We start from the raw sequence: 3,282 nt of genomic DNA on the forward strand, positions 1-3,282 counted from the left end.
CTCGCCGCGCGCAAGCGTGGTGTCGCCGGTGAGGCGCACGCCGTCGAGGGTCATCAGTTGCGGCATGAGGATGCCGAGGTCGTCGGGATGCAGGCGCAGTTCCACATCGCGCGAGCTGCTGCCGACCGCATCGAGCGCTTCACGCACGAGATCGCCGAGCAGGGTGGGATCGACGCGATACGCATGGCCGACCAGCGTGCCCGCGATGCGCGTGGCGAGATCGGCGAGTGCGTCGGCGACTTCGCCGTCGAGGCGTGCGAGCGGACGCGTGAAGCTGTCGAGGATGCCTTCCATCTGCGCGGCCATGCGGCGGATGTCGGCCTGGCCGGTGGCGAAACCGTCGGCCTGTCCGCGACGGAAACCGTCCTGGTAGGCCGCGTCGGTGATCGCCTGCAGCTCTTCCACGCTCGGCGGCTGCGGCACGTCGACGTGTGCGACATGCTCGAAGCCCGGTGCGATCCAGCGCAGCACCGCGGCGTCGCTCATACGAACGTCTCCGCCTTGGCGATGAGCTGGATGGTGCCTTCCTCGGCCATCTTGCGGACGATCTGGAGGATCTCCTTCTGCGCGGCTTCGACATCGGCCAAGCGCACGGGCCCGCGCGCCTCCATGTCGTCCTTGAGGATTTCAGCGGCGCGCTGCGACATGTTGCCGATGATCTTGTCCTTCACCTTCGGCTCGGCGCCGCGCAGGGCGACGGCCAGCTTTTCGTTCGGCACTTCGCGCAGGATGCTCTGCATCGCGCGGTCGTCGATGTCGCCGAGGTTGTCGAACACGAACATCAGGTCGCGGATCTGCGTGGACAGCGTCTCGTCCATCTGATTGATGGCGCCGAGGATGGTTTCGTCCTGGCCGCCGTCCATGAAGTTGAGGATGTTGGCGGCGCACTTCACGCCACCCAGCGCCGACGACTTGATGTTCTGGCTGCCGGCGAACTGCTTGGCCATCACGTCGTTGAGTTCGTTGAGCGCATGCGGCGGCACGCCATCGAGCGTGGCGATGCGCACCAGCACGTCGCTGCGCGCCCGGTCGGGCAGGCACTTGAGCACTTCGGCGCCCTGGTCGGGGTCGAGGTGCGACAGCACGATCGCGATGATCTGCGGATGTTCGTTGCGGACGAGCTCGGCGATCGCGCGCGGCTCCATCCACTTCAGCGTGTCGAGGCCTGACGTGTTGCGGCCGAGCAGGATGCGGTCGATCAGGCTGGACGCACGATCCTCGCCCAGCGCCTGCACCAGCACCGCGCGCACGTATTCGTCGGCGCCCGGGCCGAGGCCGCTGGGCTGCTGCAGGGTGTCGACGAAATCATCGACGACGTCCACCACCTGGTTGCGATTGACGCCGCCCACCGAGGTCATCGCCACGCCGAGTTTCTGCACTTCCTTCGCCGACATGTGCTTGAGCACTTCGGCGGCCTGCTGCTCACNNTCAGGAGGATGATCGCGGCCTTCTGCGTGCCGGTCAGTTGCTGCTGTGCGTTGTTGTCAGCCATCGGACGCCACCATGTCGCGAACGACCTGCGCCACGCGCTTCGGGTCGCTGGTCACCGCCGTGCGGGCCACGTTGATCTTTTCATCGAATTGCATCGCCGCCGTTGCCAGCGCGGGATCCGTCGGACGCGGGCCGCGCGGGCTCGCTGCCTGCTCGAGTTCCTCGGCAACGATCGTCGCCACCGCGGACTGCTGCGGAATCACCACTTTCGGCTGCAGCAGCTGGCGGAACGCCGGGCGAAGCACGGTGAAGATGAGCACGATGACCGCAATGCCGCCGAGGATGGTGCGCAGCAGGTCGCGTGCATGCGGGTCCTGCCAGATCGGCGTCGCGTCGCCGGCATCGGAGCCGACGTCACGGGCGAACGGCGCATTGACCACCGACACCGCGTCGCCGCGCGCCTGGTCGAAACCGATCGCCTGCTGCACAAGCGTCTGGATGCGCTGCTGCTCGGCCGGCGTCAGCGCACGCAGCTTCTGCTTGCCTTCCTTGTCGGGCGCGCCGGCGGGCACGTTGTCGACCAGCACCGCCGCGGTGACGCGACGGATCTTGCCGGGCGCCTGGCGCGTATGCGTCAGCGTGCGGTCGACTTCGTAGTTGCGCACTTCGTTGCGCGTGCCCTGCGCACTGGCCGGCGCGGCGGGCTTGGCCGCGACGTTGGCTGCAGCACCACTGGCGGCCGCCGGATTCGGGGTGTTGCTCGCGCTGCCGGGCACACCCTGCGCCGGCGTACCGGCCGCATTGGCGGCGGCCATCGCACCGATGTCGCCGCTCTGCGAAACCTGCTCGCTGCGCACCTTCGCCTCGGGGCCGTAGGTTTCCTTCGCTTCTTCCGTCTCGTTGAAATCCATGTCGACGCTGACTTCGGCGCTGACGCGGCCCGGGCCGGTCATCGGCTCGAGCAGCTGCTCGATGCGCTGCACGTAGACAGCTTCCTGGCGGTGCTGCTGGTCGAACTGTTGCTGGCCGATGGCTTCGGCCGACGTCGGATCGCGCGAGGTGAGCATGCGGCCGAACTGGTCGACCACGGTGATGCGGGTGGTCGGCAGGTCCGGCACGCTGGTCGCGACCAGATTGACGATCGCGTCGACCTGGTTCTGTTCGAGCGTGGCGCCGGTGCGCAGCTGCAGCACCACCGACGCGCTCGCGCTTTCCTTGTCACGCGTGAACGCGCTCGGCTTGGGCAACGCGAGATGCACGCGCGCCTCGCGCACCGGGCGCAGGTTGGAAATGGTGCGGGCGAGTTCGATCTCCATCGCGTGCTGGTAGCGCGCGCTTTCGACGAACTGGCTGGTGCCGAAGCCCTGGTCGCCTTCCATCGCCTCGAAACCCTTGTCGCCGTTGGCGGGCAGGCCGGCAGAGGCGAGCGCCATCTTGGCTTCGCCGATCTTGTCGGCGGGCACGGCGAGCGCGCCGGTGCCGGTGTCGACGCGAAACGGGATCTGTGCAGTGGTGAGCAGCTGCGACGCGTCTTCGGTCGACTTCGCATCGAGGCCCGCATACACCGGCACGTAGTTCGGCTTCTGCGTCCAGAAGAACAGCCACAGGCCGACCGCGATCGCGGCCGCGACGAGCGCGATCATGCCGACCTGGCGGACGGCCGGGATGTCCTGCAGACGCCCCAGCTTCTGCAGGTTCTCGGTGGGCTTGGGAAGCGCGATCACGGCCATCGGTCAGGGTCTCTTTTCTAGTCGATCGTCGGGGCGGGGCGCCGTCAGATCGGCATGTTCATGACGTCCTGGTACGCCTGCACCAGCCGGTTTCGAACCTCGACCGTGGCGCGGAAGGCGA

Annotated in this window: 3 protein-coding genes and 1 pseudogene; all 4 read right to left on the reverse strand. The window is 67.8% G+C overall.

Annotated elements, in window-relative coordinates; translation table 11 throughout:
• On the reverse strand, nt 1–486 hold a 486-nt coding region (locus ACKTTN_RS14670), incomplete at its 3' end, for a FliH/SctL family protein (protein ID WP_407910647.1).
• Nucleotides 483–1,465, reverse strand: a pseudogene (gene fliG / locus ACKTTN_RS14675) (flagellar motor switch protein FliG). The pseudogene fliG and the gene ACKTTN_RS14670, both read right to left, overlap by 4 nt.
• Nucleotides 1,466–1,484: 19 nt before the next feature.
• On the reverse strand, nt 1,485–3,161 hold the full coding sequence (gene fliF / locus ACKTTN_RS14680; protein WP_407910648.1) for a flagellar basal-body MS-ring/collar protein FliF: 1,677 nt from the start codon (nt 3,159–3,161) through the stop codon (nt 1,485–1,487).
• Between the two features lie 44 nt (nt 3,162–3,205).
• Nucleotides 3,206–3,282 (reverse strand): flagellar hook-basal body complex protein FliE (locus tag ACKTTN_RS14685; protein ID WP_407910649.1); only part of this gene is annotated, 77 nt, incomplete at its 5' end.

This window comes from Lysobacter claricitrinus (assembly GCF_045866565.1).
Lineage (GTDB): Bacteria > Pseudomonadota > Gammaproteobacteria > Xanthomonadales > Xanthomonadaceae > Cognatilysobacter > Cognatilysobacter claricitrinus.